The sequence below is a fragment of the Bradyrhizobium sp. LTSP849 genome, from assembly GCF_000938255.1.
Lineage (GTDB): Bacteria > Pseudomonadota > Alphaproteobacteria > Rhizobiales > Xanthobacteraceae > Bradyrhizobium.
This window is the reverse complement of record NZ_JYMR01000056.1, coordinates 99376-125348: the sequence shown is the minus strand read 5'-3', so window position 1 is coordinate 125348 and position 25973 is coordinate 99376. Positions and strand designations below refer to the sequence as shown.

Sequence of the window (25973 nt, the reverse complement as noted above, 5' to 3'; positions counted from 1 at the left end):
GTCCAACGCCCACGGCGTCGTCAGCGTTAAATTTAGCCAGACAGCGGAAGTCGATCCAAGACGATGTTCGTCTGCGGGTATAAGGGATGTCGATTGCCCGCGAGCCTCAGTGGCGTGCGATGACGTGATTGCTCGGAGAGCCCCATCGCGCGACAACCTCTTCGCCCACGGTATATCGAAGTCCCGCTTGCTGCGACTGATTCTGCTCGAACACAATGATCTGCTCGCCGCCGCTCGTCTTCAGATAATAGTGACTGACGAACCCTCTATAGATGGCCTGGTCGACACGCGCAGCCACGCTGTTGACCTGTGGTGGCGCTGCGTTCTCGCCGGCCCTCTCGACGATGATCGACTCGGGCCGAATCGAGATCATCGCGTCGGTCGCGGATGCCGGCATCTCGTCGACCTCCAGGCTCAGCTCCGGCGAAACACGGATGAGCGCACCGCCGCCGCTTCTCTGTTCAACGTGTCCTTCGAACAGATTCGAAGCACCGATGAACTTCGCCACAAATTTCGACGTCGGGCGCTGGTAGATTTCGGTCGGCGAGCCGACCTGCTCGAGTTTGCCGTCGCGCATCACCACGATCTTGTCGGCCATGGTCAGGGCCTCGTCCTGATCATGGGTGACCATGATCGTGGTGAGACCCAGCCTGCGCTGCAAGGCGCGCAACTCGACCTGCATGCTTTCGCGCAGCCCCTTGTCGAGCGCTCCTAGCGGTTCATCGAGCAACAGCATCGCCGGCTCAATGACCAGCGCCCGTCCAAGCGCGACGCGCTGCTGCTGACCGCCCGACAACTGCGCCGGATACCGCTTTCCGAAGTTCGACAGCTGGACGAGGCTGAGTGCCGAAGCCACTTTCTTCGCGGCCTCGGCCTTCGCGATCCCGCGCACGTCGAGGCCGAATGCGATGTTCTCCTCGACGGTAAGATGCGGGAACAGAGCGTAGCTCTGAAACAGCATTCCGACGTTGCGGCGATGGACCGGAATGTCGGTCACTCTCTCGTCGTTCACGAAGACGTCGCCGGATGTCGGACGGATCAGGCCCGCGATCATGCGAAGGCAGGTGGTCTTGCCGCATCCGCTCGGACCGAGCAGCGCGATCAAATGGCCCGGCTCGATCGTGAGCGATACGTCGTCGACGGCAACCGTTCGGTTGTATTCCTTGCTGAGGCGATCAAGCCTGACTACGGACGACCTCATGGCACCCCCTGCTCAGCTCGTGAACACCTGATTATAGCGCTCAAGCCACGGACCGCGGCGCGGAACAATGAACTTCCAGTCCGGCGTGAACAGCCCGAGATCGGCCGCCTTGGTGTCGGGATAGGCCAGGAACTTGGCCGTTTCGGGCTTGAAATCGATTCCGCCGACCGACGGCGCGCTCAGCGTCTGCTCTGACAGCATTTTTGCGACCGACGGCTCCAGGATACGGTTGATGAGCGCACAGGCCAGCTCCGGCTCGGGCGCCTTCTTGACCAGCGTCATGCTGTTGATGCCGGTGAACGCACCCTCCTTGGGGAAGGTCATGTCGAGCGGCATGCCCTTCGCCGTATGGGGGTAGATCGCCTTGGAGTATTCGATGCCGCCGATGGTCGCCTGGCCTTGGGCAACCTGGAGCACCTGCGCCTCGCTGTCGTAGATCGTCAGCACGTTCGGCTTCAGCAGCGCAAGCTTGTCCCAGCCGCTGTCGACCAGATATTGCGCTTCCTTGAACGGCTTGCCGGTTACGAGTGACGTCGCGGCAATCAGCATCAGCACGCTCTGGGTGTTCTTGGGTGTGTTCAGCAGGATCTGCTTGCGGTACTTCGCATCGAAGATCTGCTCGTAGCTCTCGAGCGGCTTGGTCACTTGCGGATTGATGAACATCGCCGCGCTGGAGATCGAGAAGCCGACGCCATAGCCGTCCTCGAAGAGGTAGCGCGGATAGACCTTCTCGAGGTTGGGAATCTTGCTCGCGTCGAGCTTGTCGATCAATTCTTCCTGCTTGGCCTGGGGGATGCCGACGTCATCCATCATCATCATGCTGAAGCGCGGTGTATCGCGGGTCGCGCGGAGGGCCGCGATGTTGGAGAGGGTCGCCCCCTCGATCGTGAAGACGCGGCACTTGAACTCGGCCTCGAACTTGGGAATGACCTCCTTCTGGATCAGCTTGCCCAGCGCGGAGTTGTATACGCCGACATGCAGTTGCTTGACGTCCTGCGCCGACGCCCGGCTGATGATCGTGGGGAGCGCAATCGCGGATGCGCCGGCCTTGATGAGTGTCCTACGTGTCAGGCTCATGAGTCCAATCTCCTTCTATGAACAAACATCAGGCGGCCAGCGCGCGGCGCAGGCCCACCAGCTTCTCCAGCAGCAGAACACCGACCATCGCCATCAGGATGATGATCGTCGACATTGCAGGCACGGATGGATCAAAGACGTTGACCAACTGCCGCATCAGGACGAGCGGCACGGGGGAATATTCCGAGTTCGCCAGCCACATCGTGACCGGGTAGTTGTCAAAGGACACCATGAAGGCGAACAGTCCGCCGGCGGCGACGCCGGAGGCGATCTGCGGCAGCGTCACGCGCCAGAACGTCAGCAACCGGCTCGCGCCGAGCGTGCGCGCGGCATCCTCCAGATTCTCGTCCACCAGTTGAAGACTGGTGACGACGGTCCGGATAACATAGGGCGACGTCACGACGATGTGCCCGATCAGAAGATTCACCCGCGCATCCTGGGAGCCGAGCTTCGTGAGAATCTGAAGCAATGCCAGGCCTGTCACCAGCGCCGGGAAGATCAGCGGCGACAGCAAAAACCCCTTGATCGCGGCCAGGCCGAAGAAATTGCCGCGCACAAGCGCAAAGGCCGCCGGCACGCCGAACAGGAGCGATCCGACCGTCGTGCCGAGCGCGAGCAGGATGCTCAGCCGCATCGCTTCGAGGAAATCACGGTCTTGCAGAACCTTGGCGTACCACTTCAGAGTGAAGCCTTGCGGAGGAAACGTCACGAAATAGGTATCGGAGACCGACGCCGCCATGACCAGCAGGAGCGGTGCCAGGATGAAGATCATCATGCCGGCCGTGATCGTGTAGAGGATGAAGGCACCAAAGCCGGAAAACCGCTCGTCCATTAATCGGCCCTCCTGAGACGGCGGCCTTCCAGAAGCCACATCGAGACACCGTTGACTGCGAGGACGAGGCCGACGAGAACCACGGCGATGGCAGCGCCGAATGGCCAATCATAGACGACGAAGATCTGTTGCTCGATCAGATTGCCGAGCATGACCGCTGAAGCGCCGCCGAGGATCGCTGGAATGACGAAAGAACCGGCGGTGAGCGAAAATACCAGCGTGAAGCCCGCCACGAAGCCGGGCATGCTCAATGGCAGCGTCACCCGAAGGAACACCTTCCACCATGGCGCGCCAAGTGTGCGGGCAGCATCTTCGAGATTGGGATCGATCTTGCCGAGCGCCGACGCCAGCGGCAGGACCATCATCGGAAAGAATACGTGCAGCGATCCGATGACGACGGCCGTTTCGGTGTACAGAATCGACAACGGCTCATTGACGATGTGCAGGGTCATCAGGATCCAGTTCAACATCCCCTTCGGGCCGTTCTGAAGCACCAGCTGCCAGCCATATCCACGCACGACCACGCTGACGATCAAGGGCGCGATGACAATCAGCGTAATGCTCCGCGTGACGATCGGGCGGCTTTTGACCATGACCAACGCGACCGGATAGGCAAGCACCGTCGCGAGCACGGAGGTGATCGCGCTGATCCGAAGCGTCGTCCAAAGCACGCGGGCATAGAGTTCGACATCGATCAAGCGCGCATAGTGCGCAAGCGTGAACGGGCGACCAATGATTCCCAGGCTGTTCTGGGTCAGGATGCTGGAGAACAGCAGCCGTATCGCCGGATAGAAGAAGAAATAGGTCAGGAATGCCAACATCGGGACTGCGAGAAGTCCGACAGGCAAGGCCAGGCGCCACCGCGATCCCTGTCGGGCAACCGGTGGGGTTTCAACGCCCAAAACCGCCACCGCATCGTCGCTGGTGGTCATCGCTGGCCGTCCTGGACTGCGCGATACCAAGGCATACCCCTTCTTTGCTTAAAGCTTATGCGCCGGCATCCTACGGGGCCAAGAACATCTTCGTTTAGGGGCATTAGGATCGATTATGACAATTGGTGCGGCATACTGCTCCAATCTTGATCGGTAAGTGCTGCTGACAGCATCTTTGTCCTCCCCGGGGGTAAAGCCCGGCATCGGGATGTCCGGTCAGCGCAGGCTTTCGCAGAAGCTCGCGATGCGCCGACAGCCTTCCTTGAGCGACTCGGTGTCGGTCGCATAGGAGATACGAAAGTACGGGCTCATGCCATAGGCGCCGCCGGGCACGGCCGCGACATGCTGCTCTTCCAGCAGCGCGGAAATGAAGTCGGCATCGGTTTCCAGCCGCCGTCCCGCTTTCGTGGTCTTGCCGATACAGCCGGCGATGTTCGGAAACACATAGAAGGCCCCTTCCGGCTTGTGGCAGGTGATGCCGGGGATCTGATTGAGGAGCTTGACCACCAGATCGCGCCGGTCGCGATAGATGTCCGCGCGCTCCTTCAGGAAATCCTGCGGACCGTCCAGGACCGCGACTGCCGCCGCCTGGCTCACGGTGCAGATTCCGCCGGTCGCCTGACCGTGGACATTGTTCATGGCGGCGATCAGGTCCTTCGGACCGCCGCAATAGCCGACCCGCCAGCCCGTCATCGCATAGGCCTTGGACGCGCCGTTGACAGTCACGACACGATTCTTCAGCCTCGGCTCAACCTCCGCGATGGTGCAGAACTCGAAACCGTCATAGGTGAGGTGTTCGTAGATGTCGTCGGTGAGGATCCAGACGTCGGGATGGCTGAGCATGACGTCCGCGATCGCACGCATCTCCTCGCGCGTGCATGCCGCGCCGGTCGGATTGTTGGGAAAATTCAGGATCAGCCACTTGGTCCGAGGCGTGATCGCAGCGTCGAGGTCCGTAGGCCGCAGCTTGAACTGGTTGTTCTCCGGGCACGGCACCGCGACCGGCGTCGCCTCGGCAAAGCGCACGATGTCGGCATAGGTGATCCAGCCCGGTGCCGGAATGACGACCTCGTCGCCGGGATTGCAGGTGGCGAGCAGCGCGTTGAAGATGATCTGCTTGCCGCCATTGGCGACCAAGATCTCGTCGAGGGCATAGTCGAGATTGTTCTCGCGCTTGAACTTGCGCTGGACCGCGGTCCTCAGCGCGACGGTCCCCGGCTGCGCCGGATATTTGGTATCGCCCGCCAGCGCCGCCCGATGCGCAGCCTCGATCGCATGCGGTGGCGTCGGAAAATCGGGCTCACCGGACGACAGGCCGATGATCTTGACGCCTGCGGCGCGAAGTTCGCGCGCCTTGTCCGTCATCGCCGCCGAAGCCGATATCTTCACGGTCTTCAGGCGGTTTGCGAGTTCAGGCATTATCAGCTCCACTTATCACTTCAGTGCGTCGGACAGTCTCGGATCGGCTCGCGAATCGCAACTCGCCCACGACCTGGAACGTCGGCACGACCTCGATCATCGCCACGTTCATCCGCGCCGGCGATCCCACGGCGAACGCGATGGCTTCTGCGATGTCCTCGGACTGGAGCGTCTCGAACGCCCCCACGAAGCGCGCATCCGGGTTATCGGCAGCGTTCTGATTCTGGAAGATGCTCGTCGCGACGCGTCCTGGCGATACTTCTGTGACACGGACGCAGGTGCCATGGAGATCTACACGCAATTGCTGCGACAGCGAATGAACGCCTGCCTTCGTCGCGTGATAGGCGACGGATGAATTGAAGGTCGTCGCGTTCTCGCCGAAAGCATAGTGGCCGGCGATCGACGAGACGTTGACCACGTGGCCGCGATTGCGCCTCGCCATGCCGGGCACGACGAGCCGCGTCAGGTGCAGGACCGCGCGCAAATTGACGTCGACGAGTATGTCGACATCGTCGGTCGCGGTGTCCAGGATATTGCTGCGGCGCGACTGGCCGGCATTGTTGACGAGAATATCGAACGCGGCCGAGGTCGCGAGACGCGTCAGGGCCTCGAGGTCATTCACATCGACCTCGCCTATACGGCACCCGGTCTCCGCCGACAACCTCGCCAGCCGCTGCGCGTCACGGCCCAACGCATGAACCTCGAGCCCCTCGGCGCGGAGGCGACGAACCGTCGCAGCTCCGATGCCCGAGGACGCGCCCGTCACCAACGCCGTCCGATAGTCTGAAAATCCCATCCGCAAGGCTCTTTGCCGTCAAACAGAGCGACGGAAAACTACGTGCACGGGCGCACGCACGCATAGAGCGGATTTGTTCTGCCCTCATAAGGACATCCAATGTCCCCGACGGCGTCCTTCACCGGCGAGCCATAAGCACGCACAATGCCGGTAGAGCGAATTTTTCTTACTTGCTTCCCGTCGTGCCCCCTTACACTTTGAAACGGCTTTGCTCATCCCTGGGAGACGGAATCGAAATGTTGGAGGTCGACAATCGGATCGTGATGGTCTCGGGTGCTTCGCGCGGCATCGGACGCGCAGTCGTCGAGCGGCTGCTGGCGTCGGGTTTCCGGGTCTCCGCGGGGCTCCGCGATCCGAGCCGGCTCGCGGAGAGCGAGCGGCTGATGACGCATCGCTATGACGCCGAGGACGCCAAAAGCCCGCTCGCATGGGCCAATGCAACGGTTGCGCGATGGGGCGGCGTCGACGCCATCGTCAACGCGGCCGGAATCAATCCGAGGGTTCGCGTCTCCGACGAGGGCGAGAGCGAACTGGATGAGATGTGGCGCGTCAACGTCAAGGGCCCCCTGCGCCTTGTCAGAGCCACCCTCCCCCATCTGGCCGTCTGCGGTCATGGGCGGGTCATCAATCTGGGATCGCTGTCCGGGAAGCGCGTGGGCAGCAACGTCGGCTACGCGATGACGAAATTCGCCGTGGTCGCACTCACCCACGGCATTCGCCGGGAAGGGCGCGCGGCGGGCATTCGGGCGACCGTGATCTGCCCGGGCTATGTTGCCACCGACATGACCCTGAATGACGACGAGATTCCCCGCCACGAGATGAGCCAGCCCGGCGATATCGCCCGCCTGGCGGAAACAGCGCTCATGCTGCCGAACAACGCTTCGGTTTCCGAGATGCTCGTGCACTGCCAGTTCGAGCCGATGCTTTGAGCCTCGGGCGGAACGACTGCCAAATCACGGGCAGAGACTGAATCGATTGATGCCCCGAACAACGGCTTGAAGCGGCGCTGGCTCGCTGTTGGGTTTCTGGCCGCGCCGCTCCTACGACCCTGCCACGTCGCCCTTACCGAAACGCTGCTCGTATGCCTTGATGTAGGCTTCCGGCGAGGGTCTTAGATGCCGGCGGGTCAGTGAGATCAACTCGTCGCGACGTCCGCCGCGCAGCGCCTTAATCATCCGCAAATGATCAAGCCGCGCGCGATCGAGCGATTTCGGCGATGCATTGGCATAGAAGCGTATTCCGTGGACCTTTCGTGCCAACTGATCGATGGTCTCGATCAGGCAGGAATTGCCGCACAGGCCGAACAACGTCTGGTGAAAGCTCAGATTGCTGTAGAACACGGTGAGCAGATCACCGGATGCGACGGCCGCGCTGTGCTCGCGGTGAAGTTCTTCGAGCCGACTGATTTCGCGTGGTGCAACTGGGAACGGGATGATGCGCACCGCCATCACCTCCAGTTCCTCGCGGACGGCGTAGATCTCGCGCACCTCATGCGGCGTCAATCCGCGCACCATCGCGCCGCGATTGGGGATGCGATCGATCAATCCCTTTCTTTCCAGTTCGAACAGCGCAAGCCGCACGTCGCCGCGATGAGTCTGGAACAGATCGCAAAGGTCCTGCTCAATCAGACGCTCGCGCGGATGCCGTCGCCCTAGCACGATATCTTCCTCGATGCGCCGCGCGATCATCTCGGTCGCGGCCGGCGGCTGCGCCGGTCGGGCGGCGCCGTCGGCGGACTTGTCCAGAGCCTTCTCCGCGACCTTGGCGCCTACCTTCATTGGCTTGAGCGATTTCGCGGCCATTCTGTCCCGATCCGTCAACGCGCCCCGCGCAGGCGCAGCACCCTCTCCGCCGGATAATAATATTGCTAACGATATTGTAAACAATTTCGCGAGGGGTTACGCTCCTCGGCAAGACGGACGGCGGGCCCAAGGCCCAGCGACAGATCCGAACAGGGAGGAAACGGCATGAGCAGACGACGCCACAAATCCGTCCTCGATCGCGAGAGCGCACCGAAGCCCCTCCTCTCCAAGCAACACAGCCGCCGCAGATTCCTCATCAAGGCGGGCGGTGCATTGGCTGCCGGGGCCTTCGGCGCGGTGCCGCTCCGTGGTTACGCTGCTGATCCCGTCAATATCGGTGCGCTCTATCCCACCACCGGCAGCATGGCGCAGATCGGCGTCGGCTGCGTCGCCGCGGCAAAGCTTGCGGTGGAGATGATCAATGACGCCGGCGGCATCAAATCGCTCGGCGGTGCGAAGCTCAACCTCATCATCTCTGATGTGCAGAGCGATACCACCGTGACCCGGACCGAGACCGACCGGCTGATCACTGGCAATAAATTATCGGCGATCCACGGCTGCTTCGCCAGCGCGCTCACCTTGATCGCGAGCGAAGTCTGCGAGCGCGCCAAGATGCCGATCATTACCGGCTCGAGCTCCGACCAGCTCAACAAGGGCCGCAAGTTCACCTTCACGCCGTTCGCGCGCGCCTCGCAATTCGCCCGCGCGCAGCTCCAGATGTCCAAGCTCGTCAGTGACCAGCCGAAAGTGGCCGTGATCTTCGAGAACACGGCTTTCGGCACCTCCACCTCGAACGGCTTGAAGGAGCTGGCACCAGGCGAAGGCGTCGAGATCGTGATGTTCGAGCCCTATTCGGCGGGCTTCACGGATGCGGGTCCCCTGATCAACAAGGTGAAGGCTTCTGGGGCGAATGCGCTGTTTTCGGTCTCCTACCTCAACGATTTGATCCTGATCGTGCGCACGGTGAAGCAGGTCGGCCTCAACGTTGCGATCAATGGAGGCTCCGGCGGCTTTGTCATTCCGGATTTCTACAAGAATGTCGGCAAGCTTGCCGAAGGCCTGCAGGGGATCGCCCACTGGAATCACGACATGAGTCCGGATTGCCAAAAGGTGAACGAGGCCTACAAGAAAATCACCGGCGATTTCCTGTTTGAATATGCGGGCGGGCTGGTGGCACAGACCTTCATGCTGGCGGACGCGCTGGAGCGCGCCGCTTCCGCCGATCCGCAGAAGGTGCGAGAGGCGCTGTCGACGCTCGACCTATCCTCGGGTTATGCGGCGATGACGCCCGGCGGCAAGGTCAAGTTCGGGCCCGACGGCAAGAATGTCTATGGCCGCCCCGTGGGCGTGCAGTGGCAGAACGGCGACCTTGCAAGCGTCTTCCCCCAGGAAGACGCCCGCGCACCGCTCATCAAGAGCTGAAGACGCAAGAGCTGAAGACGAGAGGGTTCCGATGCTGGAGACAGTGGCCCAGGCCGTCATCAACGGCCTGCTCATCGGCGGCATCTACGCACTCGTCAGCATCGGCGTGACGCTGATCTTCGGCGTGGTCAAGATCGTCAATTTCGCCCAGGGCGAATTCGTGATGATCGGGATGTATGTCAGCTATTTCCTTGCCACCTATTTCGGCGTGGACCCGATCGTTTCGCTGCTCGTGTCGATGCCAGCCCTGTTCGTGATCGGCGTGCTGGTGCAGCATTTCCTGATCCGCAGGGTGCTGGGGCCGAACGACATGCCGCAGATCTTCCTGACCTTTGCGCTGTCGCTGCTGCTGCTCAATCTTGCGCTGTTGCTGTTCACCGCGAACTACCGCACGGTTCACACCTCCTATTCGGATGAAGCCTTTCACTTCGGCGGACTATACATTCCGGAGGCGAAGCTGATCGCCTTCGTGGTCGCGATGGCCCTGAGCGGCGCGTTGTGGGCCTTCCTGCGCGCGACCGATCTCGGCAAGGCGATGCGCGCGGCAGCGCAGAACCGCGATGTCGCGACGCTCATGGGCATCAACCCCAACCGCGTGTTCTGTGTCGCCTTCGGCGCCGCCCTGGCGCTTGCGGGCGCCGCGGGCTCGCTCCTGATGCCGTTTTATTCAGCCTATCCGTTCGTAGGCCAGGTGTTCGTGCTGATGGCCTTTGTTGCGGTCGTGCTGGGCACGCTCGGCAATGTGCTCGGCGCGTTGGTCGCGAGCCTGATGATGGGAATTGCAGAATCGCTTGGCGTCCAGTTCGTCGGCGCCGATTCCGGATTGATCGTGGTGTTTGCGATGCTGCTGCTGACGCTGGCGTTCAAGCCGCAAGGCCTCGGCGGTGGGAGAATGCGCTAGTGGGCAAGGACACTGACAACGCTGGCAAGTGGCAGGTGCTTGCGCTGGCCACGCTCGGCGTGATCCTGCTGTTGCTCCCGCAACTCGTCAGGAACGGATTCGCACTCGACATCTTCATCCGCATCCTCCTGTTTTCGTTCCTCGGAGTCGCCTGGAACCTGATGGGCGGCTATGCCAAGCAGCTGTCGCTCGGCCACGCTGCCTATTTCGGGCTCGGCGCCTATACCTCGACCATCATGCAGATCGATTTCGACATCTCGCCATGGATCGGCATGATCGCCGGCGGCTTCGTCGCGATGCTGGCGAGCCTGCCGGTCGGTTGGCTCTGCTTTCGCCTGCGCGGCCCCTATTTCACCATCGCCACCATCGCGACCGCACAGGCGTTGATGCTGATCTTCCTGAAATTCCGCGATCTCGCCTGGGGCGCCGAAGGCACCACCATTCCCAATCTCGGTAGCTCGCCCTTGATGATGCAGTTCGAGACCAAGGCGTCCTACTACTATGTGGTGCTCGGCCTGCTGGTGCTGGGGCTGGTGATCACCTGGCGCATCGAACGCTCATGGATGGGCTACTACCTCGTCGCCATCGGCGAGGATGAGGACGCAGCGGAAGCGATCGGCGTGAACGCGCCGCGCATCAAGCGCCACATCTACATGATCAGCGCATTCCTCACCGCGCTCGCCGGAACGTTCTACGTCCAGTACATCTATTTCATCGATCCCGCGACCGCCTTCAGTTTCAACATCTCGATCGAGGCTGCGCTGGTCTCGATCGTCGGGGGCATCGGCACGCTGTGGGGCCCGGTGGTCGGCACGGTGCTGCTGGAGACCACCTCGGCCCTGCTGCAGAGCTGGCTCGGCTCCTCGACCGGCGGCATCCAACTCACCGTCTACAGCCTGATCCTGATGGCGGTCATCCTGTGGCGACCGACCGGCTTGATGGGCCTGTTCAACGATATCTGGCAACGGCATCTCGACCGGCGCCCGGCGCGGGTGAGAACATCGCCATGACGGATGCGCTGGTGGTAAAGGGCCTGAGCAAGCGCTTCGGCGGCTTGCGCGCCGTGCAGGACGTCAGCTTCACCGTGAAGCAGAACGAGACGGTGGCGCTGATCGGGCCGAACGGCGCCGGCAAGACCACGAGCTTTCATCTCATCACCGGCTTTCATCGCGCCGATTCCGGCTCCGTGCTGGCCTTCGGGCAGGAAGTCGTGGGCCTGAAGCCGCACGACGTCTGTGCGCTGGGCCTCGCACGCACCTTCCAGGTCGCAAAGCCCTTCGGCGCGATGACGGTGCTTGCCAATGTCATGACCGGCGCCTTCCTGCGCGACCGCCACATTGTGGCCGCGCGCGAGAAGGCGCGCGAAGCCATCGACTTCGTCGGGCTCACCGCGCGCGAACAGACGCCGGCCAAGGACCTCACCACCATCGACCAGCGCCGGCTCGAAATGGCGCGCGCGCTGGCGACCCAGCCGCGCATCCTCCTGCTGGACGAGGTGATGGCGGGGCTCAACCCGGCAGAGATCGATCAGGCGGTTGCGCTGGTCGGCAAACTGTCGCAGCGCGGCTTGACGATCGTCATCGTCGAGCACGTGATGCGCGCGATCATGGCGGTTGCCCGTCATATCGTCGTGCTCGACCACGGCCAGAAGATCGCGGATGGCGCGCCGAAGGAGATTGTCGAGAATCCCGAGGTCATCCGCGCCTACCTCGGCTCCGGTTATGCAGGCGCAGGCGGAGGGGCTCATGCTTGAGCTCAAGGGCGTTAGCGCAGCCTACGGCGCGGTGCCGGCGATTTCCCAGGTCTCGATCAACGTCAACGCCGGTGAAGCCGTTGGCCTGTTGGGCGCGAACGGCGCCGGCAAGAGCACGACCTTGCGTGCCATCTCCGGACTCGTCCGCCTGACGTCGGGGGTCATCAGTTTCGACGGCATAGACCTGGCCTCGCTGCCACCTCACAAGATTCCGGAATTGGGTATCGCCCACGTCCCGGAAGGGCGCCAGGTTTTTCCGGAGATGACCGTGCAGGAAAATCTGGAAATCGGCGCCTTTGTGCCAAAGGCCAAGGCCGAGCGCAGCAAAACGATGGAGCTCGTCTATGAGATCTTTCCGCGGCTTGCCGAGCGCAAAAGGCAGCTCGCGGGTACGATGAGCGGCGGTGAGCAGCAGATGCTCGCGGTCGGCCGCGGCCTCATGCTGAAGCCACGGCTCTTGATGCTGGACGAGCCGTCACTCGGCCTGGCGCCGGTGATGACCGACGTCACGTTCGAGAAGATTGCAGAAATTCACAAAATGGGCACTGCAATCCTGCTGGTCGAGCAGAATGTCAGCCGCGCGCTGTCTCTGGTTGACCGCGCTTACGTGCTGGAGAGCGGGCGCGTGACCATGCAGGGAAAAAGCGACGAGCTTGCGAACAGCCAGCAAGTCCAAGCGGCGTATCTCGGAATTTGAGAGGCACCCCTCTAGACCTCTGCGACGATCCGGTTCTCGATGACTCCGATGCGGTCGATTTCGCATCGTACAGAGTCGCCCGCGAGCAGCGGTTTCGGAGGTTTAAAGCCGAAACCCACTCCGCCCGGAGTTCCCGTGAAAATCAGGTCTCCGGGCTCGAGGGTCATTGCGTGAGACAACTCTTCGATCTGGCGCCAAACATTGAAGACCAGATGGCGCGTGTTGGAATTCTGTCGCAACTCGCCATTGACGAACGCGCGAACCCCGAGCGAGTGCGGATCGCCAATTTCATCCGCGGTTACGATGCTCGGACCGAAGGGACAGTGCGTATCGAATGACTTCCCCAGCATCCATTGCGGCGTTTTGAACTGCCAGTCCCTGACCGTGACGTCGTTTCCGACACTGTATCCAAAGACGTGTTCGTGAGCGCGCTCGGCCGGGATGTGCCGTCCACTCTTGCCGACGACAACAACGAGTTCTACTTCGTAGTCGAGCTGGTTTGACACACGTGGCAACTGAACGTCGCCGAATGGCGCGTTGACAGACGTCGGCTGCTTGCAGAACCACACTTGTTCGGTGGGTATTTTGACCCCAGCCGCCTTCGATTCCTCGATGTGATCGGCGTAGTTGAGGCCGATCGCGAGAATCTTTCGGGGCCTCTCGATCGGGGCAAGCAACTTCACTCTGTTAAGAGCGATGCCGCTGGTCGCGGCGGCATTGGCTAGGGCGCCACGCAGCCCTTCCCAAGCCCCGATGACATCGAGGACATCGGTCGGCGCCCCCGGAGCTACGTCGGCCAACGGCACAACGCGATCGCCAATTAGAAGACCCAGCCTCGCCGAAGCGCCGTCGCTCAGATATCGTACCAGTTTCATATTAGCCTTCCTTTGCTATGGGGCGCATTGCACCGCTATCCTGCCCCCTCGACGGGAACGCCGTGCCGAATCCGACTAGCCCTGACCGAGGTTGAAGGCGAAGTCGGTTCCCCATGCGTTGAGCTCTGTGAGCTTCCAGGCGCGAGGCTTCATCGGGAAATGTTCGTGCCAGGGGCGCGCTTCGCACATGCCGAGTTCTGGAATGAAAACATCCATTTCGGTGTAGAGCTCGATCAGGACCTTGTCCGGGTCGTAGTGGTAACCTGCCAGATTGTGACCTGCCGTGTGGCGGCTCGGCCCCCATTCCGTTTTGATCCCTGCCCGACGGAGTTCATCGCAAGCGTTCGGGTGAGAGACGCTGTCCTTCAATTGAAAGGCGATGTGATGAACCCTCGATTCCGGAATGTCGACGATGTTGATGACGTGGTGATCGCGATTGCAGGTGAGAAACGTCGCTATGCCTTCAAACTCGTCGGTGTACCAAAATCCGAGGAATTCCTCGTAGAACTTCCGGAGCTTTGCCGCCTGGGGGCTGATCACCGCTACGTGGCCGAGGCGCAATGGCGCTACGCCGACGTTCTTGAAGCCAGGCGCCGGTGCTTCAATGTCGCGGTAGAACTGGACGGTGTGCCCGTCAGCGATTTCCACCTCGATTAACTTTGAGATTCCTGGCTGTGAATCGGACTTGACCGCGCTGCGCACACCGTACGCGTTCAGTTGCTTAGCGAAATCTGCAAGGTCTATGGCTGGCTTGAGCTGAAAGCCCAACTGCAGCAAGGATTTGTGAGCCGCCTTCGTAAGGATGACATTGTGATGTTCGTATCCCACTGAGGCATAGATTTCGCCGAGGTGTCCTTTCGCCGTCTCCGTCAGTCCGAGCGTCTCCATGTAGTATTGGGCCGAGCGCCCCAAATCCGTGCATCCCAGCCCGACGTACCCCAGCTGGAAGACTTTCGGATTAAACATCCTGCTCATTGCAACCTCCTGGTCGTATTGCTCGGCGTCTCTGTTTGGTGGCGGATCACTTTCGTGGTGCCCCTTCGATAGTTGGGCCAAATCGCACCCAGTTCCGTCCATCGAACTTCTGCAGTTGCATTTGCTCAATCGGGTAGTGATCGGTGGGCGAGGTGTTCAGCGCAATCTCGGGAAGCAGCATATCGAGATGAACCTGCTTCAAAGCCTCCGCCTGCTTCAGGACGTTGTCGCGCGTAAGGTCATCCCTGCACTGCTCAAGTACCGCAATCAGCGCCTGCGCAGCGTTGTATGCATAGACCACGTAAAAATTTCTCTTGTCCTCGCCCGGCAGGTATCTGGCGATGAAATCGGAAAACCTCTTCAGACCGGGGTCGTCCTTCCAAGCCGCGTCCGCAGGATCCTTGATGTAGCTCGCGGTGATGATGTCCCTGGCGTTTTCGAGGCCGGCAGGGCTCAGGACGGCGCTGATCGACTGCGAGTTTCCATGCAGGATATGCACGGGCTTCCAATCGATCTCGGCCGCTTTCTTGATGGCTTGCGCGGCGAATTTAGCGGAGGCGAAATTGACGAAGATGTTCGCGCCAGAGAATTTCAGCTTCACGAGTTCGGAATCGATCGTCGGCGCGCTCGTCTCGTAGGTGACTTCGGCGACGATATTCCCGGCCGCGTCGCCAAGACCATCTTTCAATCCCCTCACGTTGTCCCGTCCGAAGTCGTCATTGGACGAGAGAACGGCGATCTTTCCATTGGGATAATTATCGCGCAGGTACTTGCCGTAGATACGCGTTTCGCTCTGGTAGCTTGGCTGGAAGCCCATCGACCAAGGGTAAGTCTTATGATCGCCGACGACGGTTGCGCCCGCCGCGATGAACAGCTGCGGTACCTTTCTGGCGTTGACATATTTGATGACCGACATGGTGGTCGGCGTACCGAGTTGATTGAAAAGAAGGAGAACTTCGTCGCCTTCGATCAATTTTCGGGTCTGCTCCACGGTCTTCGGAGGACTATACGCATCGTCGTACGAAATGAACTCGATCTTGCGGCCACTGATCCCGCCTTGATCATTGATCATCTTGAAGTAGGCGGCCTCCGTCCTGGCGATGACACCATTCGAGGACAGCGGTCCACTATAGGGCGCAGTGTTGCCAATCTTGATCACAGTATCGGATGCGCCCGTATCGTACCGCTTCTCTTGAGCGATGCCAGGCGTCGAAATGGCCAACTCGCTAAACACCATCAGGGCGATACCCAAACGGGCGTAAGCGATTTCGAAAGCGCGGGTCATCGCTGTTCCTCCAGTGTCGGCGCGACGGCTTCTGCGTCGTAGCCGTAAAGCCTGTTCATTGCCTCAGGACTGCCGCGCACGCCTCGCGTGACAAAGATCTGATCCCTCTCGAGCTGCTGTGGTCCATCGTGCAGGTGGAAGCTTTTGGAGTTGGCGCGTGATCCTTCCTGCACCGCGGTTGCTCGCGGCTTGCGCAAGGCGACATAAGTCCGGAACGCTGCCGGAATGTCGAAGGCTGCCTGTTTCAGGCAGGCCGCCAGCGCCGCACCGTCCTCGATAGCCTGCGCGGCACCTTGCGCCATGAAGGGCAGCATGGGATGGCACGCGTCCCCCAGCAGTGCGACACGCCGCTCCGTCCATTCCGGAAACGGATTGCGATCGAACAGCGCCCACTTGAACGTCTCGTCGACCGCGTTGAGAATGGTCGCGATCTGCGGATGCCATCCTTCATAGATCTTCGCGGCATCGGAGATCGAACCGCGGTCAGACCACTGCTCTCGCGTCCATGTCGCTTCCTCGCTGACCGCCACGAAATTCAGAAAGCGACCGGCGGAAACGAAGTAGTGCACGAAGTGTCCGCCCGGCCCGACCCAGTTCGTGACATCGAGCGGAAGGTCGAGATGCGCGACGCGTTCCGCAGGCGCGAGCCCCCTATACGCGATCTGCCCCGAGAATCTTGGCTTTTCCTCGCCGAACAGGCGTTCGCGAACCCTGGAGTGTATTCCGTCGGCCCCGACCAGGAGATCGCCGCGCTCCGACGTGCCATCCTCGAAATGAGCAGTCACGCCGCTTTCGTCTTGCGCGACATCGATCAGACGACGTCCGAGCTTGATCTCTTTGGGACCGAACGCGTCCGCCAGAAGAGCGATGAGGTCGGCCCGGTGGAAATGATAGTACGGCGAACCGTAGCGGTTCTCGAGGGCATCACCCAATTCTTCGCGCCCTAGGACACGACCGTCCTGCCAGCGACGAAAGACGACCGCGGAGGGACGAACGGCAGCGCGTGCCATGGCATCGCCAAGCCCGTAGCGGCGGAGCAGCCGGGAGGCGTTGGGGCTAACCTGAATACCTGCGCCAGCCTCGCGTTGCGCCACCGTCTGCTCGAACAGGGACACGTCGAGGCCAGCCCGACGCAACGCTATCGCAGCCGCCGTGCCCCCGATGCCGGCGCCGATTACCAGGGCATGAAGCGGCTTCACCGCTCCGCCCCCCAGCCCAGAGCCGTCGCCAGGATTGCGTCTGCATTCGGCGTCTTTCTGCCTGTTCCGCGCCACGCAATGTGATGGTCGGGCCGCACGAGCAACATGTCCTGACCATAAACCCCCTTCAGATCGGGCTCGTCGAGCTGCAAGATCGCCAGCGGTATCCGTCGTCGCGCCGCAGCCTCGACAAAGGCCGACAGATCGCTTCCGCGGAAATCGATCAGGGTGAAGTGCGTGCCGAGCCGATCATAGAGCGCCGTCCCATCTTTCAAGAATGTGCTGGGCAGGCGGGCGCCAGGCGTGGTCGTCGGCTTGTATACGACAGGATCAAACGGAAAGGGAGCGGCCGGCCCGTCGGCGAGGATCGGCGATCCTTCATAGATAAAGCCGTGCTCGATCCCGAAACACTCGTTCTCTATGTTGCCAAGCTTGGCAAGCTCTGCGCCGACTTCTGCCCGTCGCACGGGATTTTCGCTGTTGCCGCCTTCCAGCAGGTTTCCGTAGGCTTCGGCAATCTGCATCCGCACCTGCATGTGGCGGCCGGATGCGTCGCGATTTCGGACCGCAACGGGACGCCGTTCAATTTCGTATGACGCAAGAAGGTCAGGCCCACCGAAGCCCTACAAGGTTGCAGCCAGTTTCCAGCCGAGGTCGATGGCGTCGCCGACGCCCGAATTCATTCCATAGCCGCCCGTCGGGATGAACTGGTGCGCGGAGTCGCCTGCGAGGAGGACGCGTCCCCTACCATAGGATTCGGCAACGAGCAGGTGCGGCGTCCACGCATTCGCGACCAGGATCTCGAACGGGAATGACCGGCCGGCATAGGCCTCGACAAGCGCGCGCGGATCGAGCTTGGTTGAGTCTTGGCTGGGAAAAACGGGAACATGAACGGTCCAGATATCATCGTCATTCTGGGCAATCATTGTTCCAAGTGGCGATTGGTAGTGCCAGGCGACACCCCAGCGCTGCAGCAGATCACGCTCGGTTGACCGAAAGTGGATCATGTAGAGTTCGCCGACGCGCGCTTGTCCCTCGAGCTGGATGCCCAGCCCCGCCCGAACACGGCTCGAACCGCCATCGCAACCGATGAGATATTGACAGGTGACGTGCTCTTGCGCGCCACTTCCCTGCTCCCGCAGGACCGCGACGACATGATCGTTCTTCTCTTCGAAACGTTCGAAGGCAACGCCGAACCGCACCTCGACTTCCGGACGGGCGTCGATGGCTTTCTTCAGAACGGGCTCGATCTCGACCTGTGAAACGCGCATCGGAGGCTCGAGCGGCTGGGTGCCGTCGTTCTTGACACGGATGCGCTTTCGAAACTCGCTCGGGGTCAGATATCGAAAACGATGCAGCTCATATCCGGCGAGGCTCGTGATCCAGGCGACGTCGAAGGGATGATCTTCCGGCACCGCGACTTTACGCAATGCATCCGACAGTCCAAACCGGCGGAAAAGCTCCATGCTGCGGCTGTTGGTGATGTCCATCTTCGGGTGGCGGGTCGTGGTCGTGTTCGTCTCCACCAGCATGGAGCGGATTCCGAAATAGGCCAGGACGTTCGCAAGCGTCATCCCGACCGGACCACCCCCTGCAATCAAAACCGGAACCGATTTCATTCCTTCCTCCCAATACGACGCGCGAAGAATTTTATGTTTTTGTGCGCTTGCGCATGACGCCCGATCAGAGCTGGAACTGCTCAACTCCAAGATCAGGCAGTGCACACGCGCGGGCAGCGACGTAACCTTCGCTCTGATCCCGTCTTGATCGGCCGCTGCGAGGTTGCGGCTTCCGTTTCTTTCGTAAGCGATGAAACGCGCGGGGCGTTTCCTCCAAGTGCGAACTCACCATAACATATAAAATGCATATTACAATGGAATATGCATAATTCTAAAAGCGTGCATATTATGGCTGACTTGTGGCATCGCGCGTGTTATCGGAGAAAATCATGGAATCGCCGACAAGCCTGACCCAAGGAGCCTATGTGGAGCTTCGGTCCGAACTGCTCGCGTGCCGCTTTGCTCCCGGAGAGAAGCTGAAGATCGATGACTTGTGCCGTCGCTTTGCGGTCGGCTCGAGCGCCGTCCGTGAGGCCCTTTCACGTCTCGCATCGGAAGGGTTTGTCGTCAGCGAACCTCAGCGAGGTTTTCGTGTCGCGCCATTGTCCATCGAAGCCCTTCGCGACCTCACAAACGTTCGGTGCAACATCGAGGGGCTGTGCCTTCAGGGGGCCATCGAGAAGGGTGGTATCGAGTGGCAGTCGCAGGTCGTCGCGGCACTGCATCGCCTATCGCACACGCCGGTATGGGCAGATAAGGCCGCGCGCCGCTACAGCAACGAATATGCGAAGGCTCACGAGATTTTCCATGAAGTCCTCGCGGCGGGATGCGACAGCCCCTGGCTCCTTCATTTGCGGGAGATGCTTTTCAATCACTCTGAACGCTACCGCTGGTTTTCGGGCCCCTTTTCCAAGGTGGAAAGGGACCTCGACAGGGAGCATCGCGAGATTGCAGAGGCCGCTTTGGCGCGGGACAGTAAACGCGCAGTCGCGCTGATGAACGAACATTTGCAAAAGACCGCAAGCGTCATCCTCGACTCTTCGTTGTCCGAGCGCGAGCAGGCGCCGAAATCCGCAAAGCCGCGCGCCGTCTCTGGTTGACCGCGCTTACGTGCTGGAGAGCGGGCGCGTGACCATGCAGGGAAAAAACGACGAGCTTGCAAACAGCAAACAAGTCCAAGCGGCGTATCTCGGAATTTGAGAGCAATTCGAGCCCGGCTCTCGACCAGCCTTCAGAACGGATCAGACCGGCCTTCCAACCAAAAGGTCCGCTCTGATTCAGAAGCGTCCGCAATGATTGATCTTATTTGGTGGGCGCACCAGGGCTCGAACCTGGGACCCGCTGATTAAGAGTCTCATTTTTCAGAAGCAATTACAAATACTTAGATGTAAAAGGCTACCGTAATAGCGCTATCGAAATCAATAGGTTACAGACCAACTGTAAATTGCTCGGCCGCGCCTTCAACACCTGCGACCTCTGCGTCCTGAACGGATTGCCTTCAGAGCGTAGGCTTGAAATTGCGCAACTTTTCGGCCTTTGTCCCCGACTATTTTCCACTTTTGTTCATGGCCATTCTTGGGCGCTCCTTGGGCTGAAGCTCAAGGATCTGCGTTCGTTCGCTCCGCCGAGAGGCGGGCGCTAAAAGCGACAAGTTCTCTGAAACAACCAGGGGTGGGGCGGAACTTAAGCCCACGGCTAAGAGGCCGACATTGGCCGCGGCTCCTGTGCAGTCTTTTAGCTGGCCAGCGGCCCGGAGGCTATCGTGGGAACGGAAACGAATGGAAAGCCAACACTCGGTTGCCGTCAGTGCGGCTTGACCCTTGACGACATTGAATGACGTGGAAGCGTTTCTGGGTTGATGGCACTGGGCGGTTCGAGCAGGACCTGCTTGAGATTGGTGCCGGACAGAACCACGATCACAAAATTCAACTTGCCGGCTTCGCTCACCAGTCCGCCGCTGACCGCCTTTCCTGACGTGTTATCCTCAGCGACAGAGACTGCATCTGCAAGCTCTTGCCGGACAGATTGCATAGCGATCAAGTTGAGGCGATCCTCCAGGTTCACCTCACTCATGGATAATACTCTAGCATTGCCCGCAACCTGCCCCGTTTTGGCGTCGATAGTATCTTCCCAAATGCGATCCTGCCGAAACATCTTCACGCGATAAACGGATGAGCCGGAGCCGCCATCAAAACTGACATCGACGATCCTCGAGCCGGGGTGAAGGCTGTCAGCTATCTTCAGCGCTTGGCGCAATGATACTTCCGCGCCTCGGAACAACTTAAGTTCACGGCTTATCGCCTCTTCGGCGAGCTCATTGCTCGTTGCATCCTGTTCTTGAGCCGCGCCGGTTTCGCCATCCGGCGTGGCGCCGGCATAGGAGGGTGCGCAGATTAGAAGCGATATTAGGGCTACGACTAATTGCTTCTTTGACATTGCCCCACTCATTTAGATCGACGAGGAACGGTTTGCTGAAGAGAGACGCTGGCCAGCAGGATGATGCCGTTCCAACCATAAGCCATTAACCGACACAAAGACTGCTTTGCGGATTTTCCAATCGTTGGCGCGGCGCGGGTCCCGGTCACGGTGAGACGCCGATGCCCGCGCTCGCGCCGCCGCGCTCCCAACGGTGGGATTTGCTTACACCAATTCCTTCCAATACTCGCTTACATCATACCTCCGCACCTCCTCCACACAGGTCGTCTCTACGCCTTGTCGCGGAATTAACCGACTATAGAAGTCGGGAGCGTCTCTGCGTTGATAGAGAATGCCGCAGGCGATGCGATCCTGAACCTGCGTAGCGAGCGCCCTCGCCTGCTGCAGATTGCCCGGGTCGTGACCATCGGCATTTGCATCGAAGTACCTGTCCAACAGATACTCGTGCGTCGCGAAGTGATTGTATGTCGGGCACGCCTGGAGCATCTCGACGAAGGCAAAGCCGCGGTGCTGAATGGCGGCTTTGAGAATACGAGTCATCAGTTTGATGTCGCCGCTGAAGCCACGGGCAACGAACGTGGGATTGAGTGAGAAAACCAGGTCCATGCTCGCCAACGTGTGCTCGGGGATCCCGTTGGGGCTTGTGTTCATGGCCTGGCCCTGTGGCGTGAGCGAACTCGCCTGCCCGGTCGTTAGCCCGAAGTTTGTATTGTTGTGCAGGACGAACGTGATGGGATAATTGCTCCTCACGCCATGGATCAAATGCCCGATACCTTCCGAGAAAGTCGCGCCGTCACCGCCGAAGGCGATGACCGGAACCTTCATGTTTGCAAGCTTCGCGCCTGCCGCAAACGGGATGACCCGACCGTGGAGCCCGTGGAAGCGGTAGCCCTCAATCTTGTCCGAGCCGTTGCCGTTACAGCCGACATCGTAGCAAAGGCAAACCTGCCAAGGATACAAATTCAGTTCTACCAGGGAATACTTCACGGCCGTCCAAATGCCGTAGTTGCCGCAGCCGTCACACCAGATGCATTTGGTCTCCGAATAGTAGTCGGAAAGAGCGGGCGGCTGGGTCTGCAGAGCGATATTCATGATGGGCTACCCGCATGTTCTAAACCGGGAGACGTCTTTTCGTTTTCCGAGGTGCTCGCACATCTCTCAATCACCGATGACAGAAGCTCATCGTAGAAAAATGGTCGACCATCGTACTTGAGAATTTTATCCGGGATATCCAGGCCGCATTCCATTCTGATCAGCATGCCCAATTGCCCCTGATAGTTCTGCTCGACCAGGACGATGTGTTTCGACCGCTTTGCCAGTCTCTGAAGCTCCTGGGTGCGGAGCGGCCAGAGATACGTGAAGTGCAGATACGCGATCTTCCGCCCTCGCAGTTCATCGCTGCGCATGACGTCCTGAAACACGTCACCGGTGCTTCCCCAGCCGATCGCGAGCAACTCGATTTCGTCGCCTGTATCAATCCAGTCGCTCGTCTCTACGCTGCGACCGCCGATACTCAAGTGAGGTGCGGGAAGCCCTGCCTTTAATCCGTGACACTTCCGCAGCCTCTTCTCTATCTGCAACTTTGTGTTGAGACTGGACTCATCCACCGCGCCGATGGAATTGTGTTCATCACCTTGCGCGCAATAGGTCGCCGCGCGGCTGCCGGGAAGCCATCGCAACGAAACGCCGCCCTGGGCGTGCGGGTTAAATCGATCAGAAGATTTCAGGAGTTTCAGCTTCTCGGGATCGACGACGAGCCTGCCACGATCAATTTCAGTCTTTTCCTGATCGTAAGGATGTTGCGTGTACAGCGCCTCGGCGATCTGCTTGTCGGTGAGGACAATGACACTGATCTGGTACTGCTCCGCCAGGTTGAATGCGACCGGCATCAAGTCGAAGGCATCCTGGCTGTTGCTCACCGAGATTACGCAGCGCGTGAATTCACCGGCAGAGCAGTTCGCGGCCTGTAAGAGACTTCCTTGAGCCGTCCAGGTCGGCAGGCCGGTGGCCGGACCAGGGCGTTGTGCCAGCACAAACACCGTCGGGTTCTCGATCATGGCATTCAGCGACAGTGTCTCGCTCATAAGATCAAATCCGACGCCGGAGGTGGCGGTAAGCGCGCGCGTTCCCATGTACATCGCCCCACTCACGATCTGGGCCGCGGTGATTTCGTCTTCCGCCTGCTTGACCACCATGTGGGTCTTGTTTTCGAGCTCGGCGATGAATGACAGCAGCGGGCTGGAGGGTGTCATCGGGTAGCCGGCATAGAGCCTCACCCCGGCATGAACCGCGCCTAGTCCCATTGCTTGACTGCCGGTAATAAGGAGGTGGCCGGCGAAGCCTTTGTCAGGCGGCGGCAAAGCGACGGAGATCGCCCCCTGCTCGGGATCGACAAAAGAATATCCCTCATCGATACATCGTATGTTCAATTCGAGGAGAGCTTTCTTCTTCGCAAACGTCTCTCCGACGAGGGACTTGAGGGCATCGATATCCTGGTCCAGCATGGACCAGACAAAGGCGGTCAGCAGCACATTCGACAGAATTGCCCTTGCGCCGAGGCGATTGAGCATATCATCAACCGGGAAATAGATGATGCGAAGGCTTCGCTCCGCGATCAGCTTCCGATGGTGCTCCGGAAACTGCCACCCGGGCGTCACGTGCAGCACGATCCCGCCCTGTTTCAGCTCCTCCATGTTCAGCTCGAGGCCGTGATGGTTCAGCGCGACAAGCACGTCCACTTTCGTTTCGGTACTGCAAATGCGTTCATTCGAGACGTCCAGTTGATAGCTAGCGTGCCCGCCCTTTATCAGGGAGGGATACTCGCGGTAGCCAAACACGCAGTAGCCGGATCTTTTGAGACCCTTAGCGATGATCGCGCCAATGGAATTTATTCCCTGTCCCGAAGCGCCGACGATTTTGAGAGAGATGCGGGGCATCGCCTAACACCGATCTGCCGGATTCAAGACATCAACCAACTGTTTGCCCCAGGTTCCTATGGTCTCCTCCTGGCCGTAGGGCTCGTCTATGATTTTAAGCGTTGGAACGATCAGCCGGCCATAGTGGGCCTCAACGTAGTGGTCCAAATGATCCGCCGCCCGAGCCGTGTAAAAGTATCGGTGGTCCCCGAGTCCGATGCATGCACACGGTTTTCCGGCCAAATCCAGAGTCTGCGCCTTGTCTTGGAGCAGCACCGACATATGCGGATTCAATTGTCCCTCGATGCCCCCTGTATTCCAGGTCGCGGAGGCAAGCAGGAGAACATCAACGCTCAGCAAATCCTGTGGTTGCGCTTTCTCGGCCGTCGTTGCCTCGATCTCCCAACCTAGGACGCTGTTCTTCAAGGAATCGATCAGCGCACCCACCACGTACTCCGTGTGACCGCTGGTGGAGGCAAAGACGATATGAAGGAGTCGACGCTGAGCGAACTGTAGGACCGCTCCCGCGGGATTGGCAATGTTGTTCAAGAGTTACCTCCGCTTTCCAGTGACGGTTCCCGGCCGACTTATCTTGACGCCTCCAGCCGCCGTGGGCGGCCCATCTTTTTCTGCTTCAAAACATCATGGGTCGCGCCGGCGGCACGCTTCTCGGCCTCAGTCAACGGAAAGGTGAGAAGGAAGGAGGATCCTTCGGCGGCGCAAGACGTATGAACGCGGCCCCCCAGACTGCTAGCCAACTCGCTGACGATCGTAAGCCCTCGGCCGCGCCGGATGGGTTCAGGTGCCGACCCATTGTCAGAGACCCCGCACCTTACGACGTCGCCTACAAGCATCAACTTCACTCGCAATTCTGGATGATTAGCTCCGAATTCTACATGTCGTGCCACATTGGTCAGTAGCTCGGATACAATCAGTCCGAGCTTCCAGCAGCGCTCTCCTTCAAGCCTCAGATCATCCGCTGAATACAAGACGCGTATTGCCAGGCAATCCAGTCGGTATTTCGTCATGGCGAAGCAAAGCTGCTGGAGGTAGCTTGCGGCATCGGTGAGGCGCCTTTGATCTGGCATGTGCAGCGCGCGATGAACGTCGGCCCATTGATGTAGGAAGTCCACGACGTCGAACAGCGCGGCCTTGACCGCGGCACTATCGGACTGCACCGCTTTGGCTGAAACTGCGCATATCGCGGACGTTAATTCGTTTTTCACTCTGTGATCCAACTCGCGAAGAAGCAACGATCCGTCGGGATCCGGCAACTGTGCGACGCGCTCGGTCATTTCGTGCTCCAACGAGTTGTTGTCTCTGACCAAAAGCGTTCTCCACGATTTCGTTTGGATCGTAATGCCTTTCCAAACAGCTCTCGCAGCGAATGGTTTCGGACAGCAGCCCTCATAGCTCGGCGCCGCGACGCTCCAACTCGGCCTCAATCGCGTCAAAGACAATCTCGGGATTTCGTCGCCTCTTGATGCTGTAAGGAATAACGGATGTACTTCTGTCGGTCTTGTACGTTGCTGATTTATTTGGATGGTTGATGCTCACTTCCGTGCCCACCTGTCGAAATCCGTCGTCTTTCAAGTTCTGCCGATCGATCGCGCGTCAATCCAAGGGCCATGACGACGCAGCCCGCTTGGGCGGCATAGCATTCGAGCTTGTTTGACCGCCATCAACCCACCCGAACTGGCAACAGTCCCTGCTCGTTACTATTCGGCGGTGTGTAACAGGACCCCTCGCTAAGCGCCTCGGTCGAGTGGTCCTTTCCACGCGGTGCTTGGATTGCAGGGTTGGATGATTGATGGCGACCGGCTGTGTGTCTGGCTTTAGCAAGCCCGTGGCTTCAAGATTCGAATGATCCAGCGAATTGACAGACGGTAGCGGACTC

General features: G+C 60.0%; 25 protein-coding genes. 7 read left to right on the top strand and 18 right to left on the bottom strand.

The window, feature by feature from the left end; translation table 11 throughout:
* Positions 1-106: 106 nt before the first annotated feature.
* The 6 genes from UB31_RS37740 to UB31_RS37715 form a co-directional block, all read right to left on the bottom strand.
* The gene (locus tag UB31_RS37740) at positions 107-1201 is read right to left on the bottom strand and encodes an ABC transporter ATP-binding protein (RefSeq protein WP_045006828.1); all 1095 of its coding nucleotides are present in this window, start codon (positions 1199-1201) and stop codon (positions 107-109) included.
* A gap of 12 nt (positions 1202-1213) precedes the next feature.
* Positions 1214-2278 (bottom strand): extracellular solute-binding protein, encoded by a 1065-nt coding sequence (locus UB31_RS37735; RefSeq protein WP_045006829.1) that lies wholly within the window; start codon positions 2276-2278, stop codon positions 1214-1216.
* A gap of 28 nt (positions 2279-2306) precedes the next feature.
* Positions 2307-3110 (bottom strand): ABC transporter permease, encoded by an 804-nt coding sequence (locus UB31_RS37730; RefSeq protein ID WP_045006830.1) that lies wholly within the window; start codon positions 3108-3110, stop codon positions 2307-2309.
* Positions 3110-3931, bottom strand: coding sequence for an ABC transporter permease (locus UB31_RS37725; protein ID WP_245306137.1), 822 nt, complete (start codon positions 3929-3931; stop codon positions 3110-3112). Before UB31_RS37725 ends, UB31_RS37730 begins: the two co-directional genes overlap by 1 nt.
* A 327-nt stretch (positions 3932-4258) precedes the next feature.
* Entirely contained in the window at positions 4259-5461 is a 1203-nt protein-coding gene (locus UB31_RS37720) for a pyridoxal phosphate-dependent aminotransferase (RefSeq protein WP_045006832.1), read from the bottom strand.
* Positions 5454-6257, bottom strand: coding sequence for an SDR family oxidoreductase (locus UB31_RS37715; protein WP_045006833.1), 804 nt, complete (start codon positions 6255-6257; stop codon positions 5454-5456). Before UB31_RS37715 ends, UB31_RS37720 begins: the two co-directional genes overlap by 8 nt.
* A 236-nt stretch (positions 6258-6493) precedes the next feature.
* On the opposite strand from UB31_RS37715, the gene UB31_RS37710 reads away from it, so the two are divergent.
* Positions 6494-7186 (top strand): SDR family NAD(P)-dependent oxidoreductase, encoded by a 693-nt coding sequence (locus tag UB31_RS37710; RefSeq protein ID WP_045006834.1) that lies wholly within the window; start codon positions 6494-6496, stop codon positions 7184-7186.
* A 111-nt stretch (positions 7187-7297) separates the two neighbouring features.
* On the opposite strand, the gene UB31_RS37705 is transcribed toward UB31_RS37710, so the two are convergent.
* Entirely contained in the window at positions 7298-8059 is a 762-nt protein-coding gene (locus UB31_RS37705; protein WP_245306136.1) for a GntR family transcriptional regulator, read from the bottom strand.
* 165 nt (positions 8060-8224) lie between these two features.
* On the opposite strand from UB31_RS37705, the gene UB31_RS37700 reads away from it, so the two are divergent.
* The 5 genes from UB31_RS37700 to UB31_RS37680 are packed head-to-tail and all read left to right on the top strand — an operon-like array spanning position 8225 to position 12832.
* Entirely contained in the window at positions 8225-9481 is a 1257-nt protein-coding gene (locus tag UB31_RS37700) for an ABC transporter substrate-binding protein (RefSeq protein ID WP_045006835.1), read from the top strand.
* A 31-nt stretch (positions 9482-9512) separates the two neighbouring features.
* Positions 9513-10382, top strand: a complete 870-nt coding sequence (locus tag UB31_RS37695; RefSeq protein ID WP_045006836.1) for a branched-chain amino acid ABC transporter permease — start codon at positions 9513-9515, stop codon at positions 10380-10382.
* Positions 10382-11392: a branched-chain amino acid ABC transporter permease gene (locus tag UB31_RS37690; RefSeq protein ID WP_045006837.1), complete on the top strand. Its 1011-nt coding sequence runs from the start codon at positions 10382-10384 to the stop codon at positions 11390-11392. Before UB31_RS37695 ends, UB31_RS37690 begins: the two co-directional genes overlap by 1 nt.
* Positions 11389-12135 carry an ABC transporter ATP-binding protein gene (locus tag UB31_RS37685; protein ID WP_045006838.1) on the top strand — a complete coding sequence of 249 codons (747 nt, stop codon included), beginning with the start codon at positions 11389-11391 and terminating at the stop codon, positions 12133-12135. The genes UB31_RS37690 and UB31_RS37685 overlap by 4 nt, the downstream gene beginning before the upstream one ends.
* Positions 12128-12832, top strand: a complete 705-nt coding sequence (locus tag UB31_RS37680) for an ABC transporter ATP-binding protein (protein ID WP_045006910.1) — start codon at positions 12128-12130, stop codon at positions 12830-12832. Before UB31_RS37685 ends, UB31_RS37680 begins: the two co-directional genes overlap by 8 nt.
* 11 nt (positions 12833-12843) lie before the next feature.
* On the opposite strand, the gene UB31_RS37675 is transcribed toward UB31_RS37680, so the two are convergent.
* The 6 genes from UB31_RS37675 to UB31_RS41940 form a co-directional block, all read right to left on the bottom strand.
* Complete coding sequence (locus tag UB31_RS37675; protein ID WP_045014467.1) at positions 12844-13707, bottom strand: fumarylacetoacetate hydrolase family protein; 864 nt, start codon at positions 13705-13707, stop codon at positions 12844-12846.
* Between the two features lie 75 nt (positions 13708-13782).
* Positions 13783-14682 (bottom strand): VOC family protein, encoded by a 900-nt coding sequence (locus UB31_RS37670; protein WP_045006840.1) that lies wholly within the window; start codon positions 14680-14682, stop codon positions 13783-13785.
* Positions 14683-14728: 46 nt separating this feature from the next.
* Positions 14729-15967: an ABC transporter substrate-binding protein gene (locus UB31_RS37665; protein WP_045014466.1), complete on the bottom strand. Its 1239-nt coding sequence runs from the start codon at positions 15965-15967 to the stop codon at positions 14729-14731.
* A complete protein-coding gene (locus UB31_RS37660) occupies positions 15964-17166 on the bottom strand; it encodes an FAD-dependent monooxygenase (RefSeq protein WP_045014465.1) in 1203 nt (400 codons plus the stop codon). The genes UB31_RS37665 and UB31_RS37660 overlap by 4 nt, the downstream gene beginning before the upstream one ends.
* Complete coding sequence (locus tag UB31_RS41945; RefSeq protein ID WP_156175743.1) at positions 17163-17690, bottom strand: aromatic-ring hydroxylase C-terminal domain-containing protein; 528 nt, start codon at positions 17688-17690, stop codon at positions 17163-17165. The genes UB31_RS37660 and UB31_RS41945 overlap by 4 nt, the downstream gene beginning before the upstream one ends.
* A 99-nt stretch (positions 17691-17789) precedes the next feature.
* A complete protein-coding gene (locus UB31_RS41940; protein ID WP_156175742.1) occupies positions 17790-18869 on the bottom strand; it encodes an FAD-dependent monooxygenase in 1080 nt (359 codons plus the stop codon).
* Between the two features lie 245 nt (positions 18870-19114).
* Here UB31_RS41940 and UB31_RS37650 point away from each other — a divergent pair, with 245 nt between their 5' ends.
* Positions 19115-19825: an FCD domain-containing protein gene (locus UB31_RS37650; RefSeq protein WP_045014464.1), complete on the top strand. Its 711-nt coding sequence runs from the start codon at positions 19115-19117 to the stop codon at positions 19823-19825.
* Between the two features lie 703 nt (positions 19826-20528).
* On the opposite strand, the gene UB31_RS37645 is transcribed toward UB31_RS37650, so the two are convergent.
* The 5 genes from UB31_RS37645 to UB31_RS37625 all read right to left on the bottom strand — a co-directional run bounded on the left by UB31_RS37645 (position 20529) and on the right by UB31_RS37625 (position 25371).
* The gene (locus tag UB31_RS37645) at positions 20529-21161 is read right to left on the bottom strand and encodes a PepSY domain-containing protein (RefSeq protein WP_050032114.1); all 633 of its coding nucleotides are present in this window, start codon (positions 21159-21161) and stop codon (positions 20529-20531) included.
* A 204-nt stretch (positions 21162-21365) separates the two neighbouring features.
* Entirely contained in the window at positions 21366-22253 is an 888-nt protein-coding gene (locus tag UB31_RS37640) for a thiamine pyrophosphate-dependent enzyme (RefSeq protein ID WP_050044939.1), read from the bottom strand.
* Positions 22250-24097 (bottom strand): 2-oxoacid:acceptor oxidoreductase subunit alpha, encoded by a 1848-nt coding sequence (locus tag UB31_RS37635; protein ID WP_045006845.1) that lies wholly within the window; start codon positions 24095-24097, stop codon positions 22250-22252. Before UB31_RS37635 ends, UB31_RS37640 begins: the two co-directional genes overlap by 4 nt.
* Before the next feature lie 3 nt (positions 24098-24100).
* Positions 24101-24625 (bottom strand): flavodoxin domain-containing protein, encoded by a 525-nt coding sequence (locus UB31_RS37630; protein WP_045006846.1) that lies wholly within the window; start codon positions 24623-24625, stop codon positions 24101-24103.
* A gap of 38 nt (positions 24626-24663) precedes the next feature.
* A complete protein-coding gene (locus UB31_RS37625) occupies positions 24664-25371 on the bottom strand; it encodes an ATP-binding protein (protein WP_156163264.1) in 708 nt (235 codons plus the stop codon).
* Positions 25372-25973 lie beyond the last annotated feature (602 nt).

Excerpts from the sequence above, each read along its gene's own strand:
- UB31_RS37695 (WP_045006836.1), top strand. The coding sequence starts at position 9,513 with ATGCTGGAGACAGTGGCCCAGGCCGTCATCAACGGCCTGCTCATCGGC.
- UB31_RS37725 (WP_245306137.1), bottom strand. The coding sequence starts at position 3,931 with ATGTTGGCATTCCTGACCTATTTCTTCTTCTATCCGGCGATACGGCTG.
- UB31_RS37680 (WP_045006910.1), top strand. The coding sequence starts at position 12,128 with ATGCTTGAGCTCAAGGGCGTTAGCGCAGCCTACGGCGCGGTGCCGGCG.
- UB31_RS37700 (WP_045006835.1), top strand. The coding sequence starts at position 8,225 with ATGAGCAGACGACGCCACAAATCCGTCCTCGATCGCGAGAGCGCACCG.
- UB31_RS37650 (WP_045014464.1), top strand. The coding sequence starts at position 19,115 with ATGGAATCGCCGACAAGCCTGACCCAAGGAGCCTATGTGGAGCTTCGG.
- UB31_RS37740 (WP_045006828.1), bottom strand. The coding sequence starts at position 1,201 with ATGAGGTCGTCCGTAGTCAGGCTTGATCGCCTCAGCAAGGAATACAAC.
- UB31_RS37625 (WP_156163264.1), bottom strand. The coding sequence starts at position 25,371 with ATGACCGAGCGCGTCGCACAGTTGCCGGATCCCGACGGATCGTTGCTT.
- UB31_RS37675 (WP_045014467.1), bottom strand. The coding sequence starts at position 13,707 with ATGAAACTGGTACGATATCTGAGCGACGGCGCTTCGGCGAGGCTGGGT.
- UB31_RS41945 (WP_156175743.1), bottom strand. The coding sequence starts at position 17,690 with ATGCAGATTGCCGAAGCCTACGGAAACCTGCTGGAAGGCGGCAACAGC.
- UB31_RS37715 (WP_045006833.1), bottom strand. The coding sequence starts at position 6,257 with ATGGGATTTTCAGACTATCGGACGGCGTTGGTGACGGGCGCGTCCTCG.
- UB31_RS37685 (WP_045006838.1), top strand. The coding sequence starts at position 11,389 with ATGACGGATGCGCTGGTGGTAAAGGGCCTGAGCAAGCGCTTCGGCGGC.
- UB31_RS37720 (WP_045006832.1), bottom strand. The coding sequence starts at position 5,461 with ATGCCTGAACTCGCAAACCGCCTGAAGACCGTGAAGATATCGGCTTCG.
- UB31_RS37635 (WP_045006845.1), bottom strand. The coding sequence starts at position 24,097 with ATGCCCCGCATCTCTCTCAAAATCGTCGGCGCTTCGGGACAGGGAATA.
- UB31_RS37710 (WP_045006834.1), top strand. The coding sequence starts at position 6,494 with ATGTTGGAGGTCGACAATCGGATCGTGATGGTCTCGGGTGCTTCGCGC.
- UB31_RS37705 (WP_245306136.1), bottom strand. The coding sequence starts at position 8,059 with ATGGCCGCGAAATCGCTCAAGCCAATGAAGGTAGGCGCCAAGGTCGCG.
- UB31_RS37735 (WP_045006829.1), bottom strand. The coding sequence starts at position 2,278 with ATGAGCCTGACACGTAGGACACTCATCAAGGCCGGCGCATCCGCGATT.
- UB31_RS37730 (WP_045006830.1), bottom strand. The coding sequence starts at position 3,110 with ATGGACGAGCGGTTTTCCGGCTTTGGTGCCTTCATCCTCTACACGATC.
- UB31_RS37640 (WP_050044939.1), bottom strand. The coding sequence starts at position 22,253 with ATGAATATCGCTCTGCAGACCCAGCCGCCCGCTCTTTCCGACTACTAT.
- UB31_RS37665 (WP_045014466.1), bottom strand. The coding sequence starts at position 15,967 with ATGACCCGCGCTTTCGAAATCGCTTACGCCCGTTTGGGTATCGCCCTG.
- UB31_RS37645 (WP_050032114.1), bottom strand. The coding sequence starts at position 21,161 with ATGTCAAAGAAGCAATTAGTCGTAGCCCTAATATCGCTTCTAATCTGC.
- UB31_RS37670 (WP_045006840.1), bottom strand. The coding sequence starts at position 14,682 with ATGAGCAGGATGTTTAATCCGAAAGTCTTCCAGCTGGGGTACGTCGGG.